6 protein-coding genes are annotated in these 7420 nt (G+C 68.1%); 3 read left to right on the plus strand and 3 right to left on the minus strand.

The window, feature by feature from the left end; all coding sequences use genetic code 11:
- Window positions 1-183 precede the first annotated feature (183 nt).
- Entirely contained in the window at window positions 184-1767 is a 1584-nt protein-coding gene (locus G6020_RS06265; protein WP_182610025.1) for an FAD-binding protein, read from the minus strand.
- Window positions 1768-1924: 157 nt separating this feature from the next.
- On the opposite strand from G6020_RS06265, the gene G6020_RS06270 reads away from it, so the two are divergent.
- Together G6020_RS06270 and G6020_RS06275 are read left to right on the plus strand one after the other, a co-directional pair.
- Window positions 1925-2449: a DUF3253 domain-containing protein gene (locus G6020_RS06270; protein WP_179525030.1), complete on the plus strand. Its 525-nt coding sequence runs from the start codon at window positions 1925-1927 to the stop codon at window positions 2447-2449.
- A gap of 129 nt (window positions 2450-2578) precedes the next feature.
- On the plus strand, window positions 2579-3736 hold the full coding sequence (locus G6020_RS06275; RefSeq protein WP_179525029.1) for an acyl-CoA dehydrogenase family protein: 1158 nt from the start codon (window positions 2579-2581) through the stop codon (window positions 3734-3736).
- Window positions 3737-3938: 202 nt separating this feature from the next.
- Here the strand turns inward: G6020_RS06275 and G6020_RS06280 are convergent, their stop codons facing one another.
- Window positions 3939-4355: a cytochrome c oxidase subunit 4 gene (locus tag G6020_RS06280; RefSeq protein WP_182610026.1), complete on the minus strand. Its 417-nt coding sequence runs from the start codon at window positions 4353-4355 to the stop codon at window positions 3939-3941.
- A 34-nt stretch (window positions 4356-4389) separates the two neighbouring features.
- A complete protein-coding gene (locus tag G6020_RS06285) occupies window positions 4390-5508 on the minus strand; it encodes a cytochrome c oxidase subunit II (RefSeq protein WP_182610027.1) in 1119 nt (372 codons plus the stop codon).
- 227 nt (window positions 5509-5735) lie between these two features.
- On the opposite strand from G6020_RS06285, the gene asnB reads away from it, so the two are divergent.
- The coding region (gene asnB / locus G6020_RS06290) for an asparagine synthase (glutamine-hydrolyzing) (RefSeq protein WP_241732594.1) at window positions 5736-7420 on the plus strand (1685 nt) is incomplete at its 3' end.

Genomic DNA, 7420 nt, shown 5'->3' on the forward strand with positions numbered 1-7420 from the left:
GAGTGATCTTTCGGGAGCGGGTGATCTGTCGGGGGGTCGACGTCGCGGGCCGCGTGACACCGGCCTCACCCCGGCGCCTGGGACGTCCTCCTCATGGGACGGGTTGGGCCGGAGGCCCGTGGGACCACCCGGGAGGTGCGGTCACCGTGCCCGGCCACCCGCGAGAGGTGGCGGGCGCTCCGGTCACCGGGCGACCGGAGCGGGGTTCACCGGCAGCGGCTTCCCGGCCATGTCGGCCACGGCCCGGAAGGCCATGGTCATGCCCGACCCCAGGGGAACCCCGGGACCCGGGTATGCCTCACCGGACACCGACGCCGACGAGTTGCCGGCGGCGTAGAGGCCCGGGATCGGTGCACCGTCGGTACCCACCACGGCCCCGTTCGGGTCGATCACGGCACCACCCTTGGTGCCCAGGTCCCCCAGCACCAGGCGCACGGCGTGCAGACGATCGCCCCCCAGGGGCCGCAGGCATTCCTCGGCAGTGGAGGCGCCGAGGAAGAACCTCCCGTACGGATCCTCGCCCCGTCCGAAGTCGTCATCTCTGCCCTGCGCGGCATGGCCGTTGAACCGGGTGACGCTCTCGGCGAGGACGTCCGGATCGATACCGATGGCCTGGGCCAGCTCCCCGATCGTCGCTGCGGTGTGCCAGAGCCCGGCCGCCCGCAGCTGCTCGGGATCAGGGGCGGGGACGCAGATCGCCGGATACCCGCCCGCCTCCGAGTCATCGAAGACGAACCAGAACTCCTCGCCCGCTCCGTCGTCCATCCGGGCGTGCATGCGACGGCCCATCTGGTCGTACGGCAGGAGTTCGTTGGCGAAGCGACGACCTGCGCCGTCGACGATGATCCCGGAGCGGAAACCGAGGGTGAACGCCGCGTGCCCGTTGGGGAACAGTGTCGCCGGACACCACCATGACTGGTCCAGCAGGTCGAGTCTGGCCCCGACCTCGTCGAACATGCGGACGGCGTCCCCGGAACCGGTATCCGGGTGGGAGGCCGACCAGTCAGAGGTCGGCATCCGCTGCCACCGTCGACGCAACTCCGTCGACCGCTCGAATCCGCCCGCGGCGACGAGTACGCCCCGCCGTGCGCGAATCGACCGCAGGCCCGAGCCCTCTCGCACCTCGACCCCCACGACCCGCCCGTCGTCGTCGCGGATAAGTCGCTCCGCAGCCGTCGACAGCCAGAGCTCGGCCGCCTCCATGTCATCCAACGCCAGCACGAGCCGGGCGACCCAGGCGCGGCCGCCCTCCAACCTGGCGGTGTCCTCCGGGGAACCGAACTGATCCGACGGCACCGAGGAGCGGATATCTCCGGTGCGCTCACCCACCTCCTCCCCCTTGATGGGCTTGGGGTAGATGCTTCGACCCACCTCCTGGCGTCCGGGTGCGTCGAAGTAGTCGGGGAACGCCTGGAATCTCGTGGGGATTCCCAGTGTGTCCTGGAGAAAGTCGACGACCATCGGCCCGGTGTTCAGGTACGCGTCCTGTAGGTCGTGGTCGGTCCGGTCGCCCACGACGGCGCGGAAGTAGGTGCGGCCCGTGTCCACCGAGTCCTCCAGCCCGTCGCGGGCGAGGACGGCGTTGCCGGGCAACCACACCGCGCCGCCCGAGTACGCGGAGGTGCCCCCGAAACGGTCCGTCTTCTCGAGGAGGCAGGTGGACAGCCCCCGCGAGGCCGCCGCGGCCGCGCCGAAGAGCGCCGCGACGCCCGATCCCACCACAATCACATCGAACTCTGCATCGAACGTGCCGGCCTGCGTCGTCACGGGCTCTCCTCATCTCGTCGTCACGGGCACACGGCCCGGACACCGGCCGTGGGCCGACGCCTACTAGAACACGTTCTACACTAGCGGCCCGGCGCGTTTCCGTGGCCCGACCGGCGGGTTTCGTGACTCCTCCACGTCGTGCGGGCATGATCGCGGTGTGACGCGCAACGAGGTCGAACACACCGAGGACGGTCGCTACATCGTGGTCAGGGGGAGGCGATGGAGGGCCACCGATCCGTCGATCCCGGACACGCTCAGGACCGAACTCGTCTCCGCGCTCATGACCGGCCGCCGGCTCGTGAAGTCCGAGGGTGACGCCGCGCGGGTGATGGTGCACGACGCCAAGACCGCGCTGGGCGAGCGCGGCGACCCCTGGTGGGATCCGACCGAGGAGGGGACGCGGAACCGGTTGGCCGCGACGATCCGAACGCTGCTCCGCTCCCGCGGCGAGGGCTCGATCTGCCCCAGCGACGCCGCCCGCACGGTGGGCGGCGAACAGTGGCGCGAGCTCATGGACACCGCCCGACAGGTCGCCCTGGATCTCCGAGCGGACGGCGTCGTCGCCATCACGCAACGTGGCCGGGTCGTCTCCGGAGCCGACATCCGAGGCCCGATCCGCATCGTGGCGGCGGACGCGCTCGACTTCCGGCCACCGACGGACGGCAGCGTGGCACGGGACTGAAGCTACCAGCCGGTAACCCCCGCCATGTCGCGGTTCGCGGCCTTGTACGATCACTTCTGGTAGGAGACATTCACCAGATCGCCCCGTCCCCCTCTCACGGCGGGTCGTCCAATGGAAAGGCATACACCCTTGCGTCGCACAGTGTTCAACGAAGACCACGAGGCCTTCCGCCAGACCATCCGCGCCTTCATCGAGTCCGAGGTGTCCCCCCATTTCCAGGAGTGGTTCGACGCGGGCATCGTGCCGCGCGAGTTCTACTACAAGCTCGCCGATCTCGGGGTCTTCGGCATCAACGTCGACGAGGAGTACGGCGGCGCCGGGATCAACTCGCACAAGTTCGAGGCCATCCAGTCCGAGGAGACCGCCCGGGCGGGCGTGAACTTCGGTGGATCGGGCGTTCACGTCCTGCTGGGCCTGCCCTACATCAAGGCCCTGGCGACCGAGGAGCAGAAGCAGCGTTATCTGCCCAAGTTCGTCTCCGGCGAGGAGATGTGGGCGCTGGCCATGACCGAGCCGGGCACCGGCTCGGACCTCGCCGGCATGAAGAGCACCGCCAAGCTCTCCGAGGACGGCACCCACTACGTCCTCAACGGTGCCAAGACGTTCATCACCGGCGGTGTCCACGCCGACCGCGTGATCGTCTGCGCCCGGACCGCTCCCCCGCGCGAGGACGACCGTCGCTTCGGCATCTCCCTCCTGGCCGTCGACACCAAGCTCGCGGGTTACTCCGTGGGACGCAAGCTCGACAAGGTCGGTCTGCGCACCTCCGATACCGCGGAGCTGGCCTTCAGCGACGTCAAGGTCCCTGTCGAGGACCTGCTCGGCGAGGAGAACCGTGGTTTCTACTACCTCGGCCAGAACCTGCCGTCCGAGCGCTGGGGAATCGCGTACGGCGCCTACGCCCAGGCCGCGGCCGCGGTGCGCTTCGCCAAGGAGTACACCCAGCAGCGCACGGTCTTCGGCAAGGAGGTCGCCTCGTTCCAGAACACCAAGTTCGAACTCGCCGCCTGCCAGGCCAAGGTCGACGCGGCGCAGGCCGTCGCCGACCGCGCGCTCGAGGCACTCGACGAGGGAGAGCTGACCGCGGCCGAGGCCGCATCGGCCAAGCTGTTCTGCACCGAGATCGCGGCCGAGGTCATCGACCGTTGCCTGCAGCTGCACGGCGGATACGGGTTCATCAACGAGTACCCGATCGCCCGCCTGTACACGGACAACCGGGTCAACCGGATCTACGGCGGGACCAACGAGGTCATGAAGACCATCATCGCCAAGGACATGGGACTGTAGTCCCCCACCGGGCCTGATCCGGGCCGGGACCTGCGCGCCGCGCGGGTCCCGGCCCGAGCTCGTTCCCGGGTGATGCCCCCGACGTCGGAGACGCCACGACCGCGGGTTGCCGACATGAGTCCCGGCTTCGGGCGGTGATCCGTGAACAAACGAGGCCCCCACCGCGTCTCGCGGTGGGGGCCTCGTGGGGTCTGACCGTCGGTCAGTGCTTCTCGCGGCCCCAGTGGTACTCGAAGACCAGGGCACAGGCGGTGATGATCAGCGCGGTCGCGCCACCGAGCAGCACCCACCAGTTCCAGAACGCCGCGCCGAAACCGATGATGAGGATCGAGAAGGCGATGAAGAACGGCCAGAAGCTGTGCGGGCTGAAGAACCCGAGCTCGCCGGCGCCGTCGGAGATCTCCGCCTCCTCGTAGTCCTCGGGAAGCGTGCTGATGCGCCGCGCCACGAAGCGGAGGTACCCACCGATCAGCAGGCACAGCCCGGCGGAGAGCACGAGGGAGGTGGAGCCCACCCACTCAATCCCGGTGCGCGAGGTGCCCGTGAGGTAGGTGTACGCGATGGCCATGATGGCGAGGAAGACCACCAGTCCGTCGAAGATTCTTACTGTTGCGTTCATCGTGCAGGAGCCCTTCGCGTGATACCGGGAGACGTCAGTTAGCGGATGCGTTCTCGATGATGTTGTTCTGGTCGCGGGTATCGCTGCGGCCGGTCTTGAACGGTGCCGTGGACGTGGAGTAGGGCTCCTCGCCGATCGACGCCAGCGCCTCCGCGTTGGACGCGGTCGGGTTGTCCTGGCGGAACTCGATGTACTCCGCGAAGGCCTCCGGCGACACCGCCCTGAGCTCGAAATTCATCATCGCGTGGTACGCGCCGCACATCTCGGCACACCGTCCGACGAAGGCACCCTCACGCTCGATCTCCGCGATCTGGAACATGCTCAGCTGCTGGTTCTGGCCGGGGTGCGGCATGACGTCCAGCTTGTAGATGAACTCGGGGATCCAGAAGGAATGGATCACGTCGGCCGCCGCGAGGCGGAACTCGACGCGGGTTCCGGTCGGCAGTACGAGTACCGGGACCTCTTCCGAGGTGCCGACGGTCTCGATGTTGTTGAAGTGGAGGTACGACTTGTCCTCGGCGAGGCGACCATGGATCGGACCACCGGCGGCGGGCTCGCCGTCGTGACCGAGTGCCATGCGCTGCTCCTCCGAGAGGACGCCGGCCTCCTCGGCCGCACGCTGGGCCTCCTCGTTGGTGCCGTCCTCGATGGACACACCCGCGACGTCGACCTTGTTGTACCCGAACTTCCAGTTCCACTGGAACGCGGTGACGTCGACCTTGACGCCGACCTCTTCCTCCGGCCGGAGGTCGAGGACCTTGTTCTGCGTGATGACGGTGAAGTAGAAGAGCACCGAGATGATCACGAACGGCACCGCCGTGTAGACCAGCTCGAGCGGCACGTTGTACGCGGTCTGACGCGGGAACTCGCCGTCGTCGTTCTTCCTCTTGCGGTGGAAGGCCATGGTCCAGAAGATGAGGCCCCACACGAAGAACCCGACGACAAGCGAGGTGATGACGGTGATAGTCCAGAACTCCCTGATGGCGATGCCCTCGGGCGTGATCCCGTTGGGGAACCCGAAGTTCATGGTCTGGTTCCACCATTTGTTGTCGGTGTGGAGGCTGCAACCGGACAAAATCAAGCCCAATGTGCCGAGCGACACCGCGAGTGCAGCCCTGCGCGTCCGACGACGCCCGTCACGCTGTTCCACCATCACGCCTTCCTGATCAGCGGCACCGACCACGTGGCCGGGACACTTAGGAATCGTAGACCACGGCTCTCAGTTTGGAAGCCGCGGGTCCCGGCATTTCACCGAACCCACCCCTCCGCCGTCCGGCGCGGCGGGCGGGAGCCCCGGGACCAGTAGTATTCGAACCCATCGTGGCCCGCAGACGCGGGTTCTCCCCCACCCCCGACGACGATCGACGAGGTACCCGACGAATGTGTGGCCTGCTTGGTCTGCTCACCCCCGACGGCTCCGCCCGCGCCCAGGAATCGAGGGTTCTGGGCGCGATGGGGTGCCAGCGTCACCGCGGTCCGGACGAGGTGGGGACCTGGGTCGACGACGACCTGGCGTTCGGCTTCAACCGTCTGTCGATCATCGACATCGCGCATTCGCATCAGCCGCTGCGCTGGGGTCCGCCCGAGGCCCCCGACCGCTACGCCCTGACGTTCAACGGGGAGATCTACAACTACGTCGAACTCCGTGCGCAGCTGCGTGAGGAGTTCGGTGCCGAGTTCCGGACCGAGGGCGACGGGGAGCCGATCGTGGTGGCGTTCCACCACTGGGGCCCCGCCGCCGTCCGCCGGCTCCGCGGGATGTTCGCCTTCGCGATCTGGGACACCGTCGAACGCACCCTCTTCGTGGCCCGCGACCCCTTCGGGATCAAGCCCCTCTACATGGCGACCGGTCCCGGGGGCACCGCGTTCGCGAGCGAGAAGAAGTCGATCACCGAACTGATCGACCTCCTCGCCGTCGACACCTCTCTCGACACCCGCGCCCTACAGCACTACGTCACCCTCCAGTACGTCCCCGAGGACGAGACGCTGACCCGCGGTGTCCGCCGCCTGGAATCCGGTTGCCACGCGACCCTCTCCCCCGGCGCCGCTCCGGTGATCGAGCGCTTCTTCGAGCCGACCTTCCCCGTGGTCCCTGTCGCCGACGGCGATTCCGAGCGCCGCTACGAGGAGATCGCCGTGGCCCTCGAGGACTCCGTGGCCAAGCACATGCGCGCCGACGTCACCGTGGGTTCGTTCCTGTCCGGCGGCATCGACTCCACCGCCATCGCCGCGCTCGCCCGGCGTCACAACGAGAACCTCCTCACCTTCACCACGGGGTTCGAGCGGGAGGGTTACTCGGAGGTGGACGTGGCCGCCGAGTCCGCCGCGGCGATCGGTGTGGAACACATCGTCAAGGTGGTCTCGCCCGAGGAGTTCGCCGCCGCGATCCCCGAGATCATCTGGTACCTCGACGAGCCGGTCGCCGATCCGGCCCTGGTCCCGCTGTACTTCGTCGCCCGCGAGGCCCGCAAGCACGTCAAGGTGGTCCTGTCCGGCGAGGGCGCGGATGAGCTCTTCGGCGGATACACCATCTACAAGGAGCCGCTCTCGCTCGCACCGTTCGAGAAGATCCCCGGTGGCCTGCGCCGCGCACTGGGAAGGGTGAGCACGCGGATCCCCGAGGGCACCCGTGGAAAGAGCCTGCTGCATCGCGGATCCATGAGTCTCGAGGACCGCTACTACGGCAACGCGCGCTCGTTCTCCGAGGACCAGGTCCGCTCGGTCCTCACCGACTACCGTCCCGAGTGGAGCCACCAGGACGTGACGGCTCCGATCTACGAGCGCTCCCGCGGGTGGGACCCTGTCGCCCGGATGCAGCACCTGGACCTGTTCACGTGGCTCCGCGGGGACATCCTGGTCAAGGCGGACCGGGTCACCATGGCCAACTCACTCGAGCTGCGCGTGCCGTTCCTCGACCGCGAGGTCTACGAGGTCGCCTCCCGCCTGCCGTACACGGAGAAGGTCGCTCACGGGACCACCAAGTACGCGCTCCGCAAGGCGCTCGAGCGGATCGTGCCGGCGCACGTGCTGCACCGGAAGAAGCTCGGCTTCCCGGTTCCGACCCG

The organism is Dietzia sp. B19 (genome assembly GCF_014145155.1).
In the GTDB taxonomy this organism is placed as follows: Bacteria; Actinomycetota; Actinomycetes; order Mycobacteriales; family Mycobacteriaceae; genus Dietzia; species Dietzia natronolimnaea.

Bases quoted from the DNA above. Each gene is read 5' to 3' on its own strand.
- G6020_RS06280 (WP_182610026.1), bottom strand. From the start codon at position 4,355: ATGAACGCAACAGTAAGAATCTTCGACGGACTGGTGGTCTTCCTCGCC.
- G6020_RS06285 (WP_182610027.1), bottom strand. From the start codon at position 5,508: ATGGTGGAACAGCGTGACGGGCGTCGTCGGACGCGCAGGGCTGCACTC.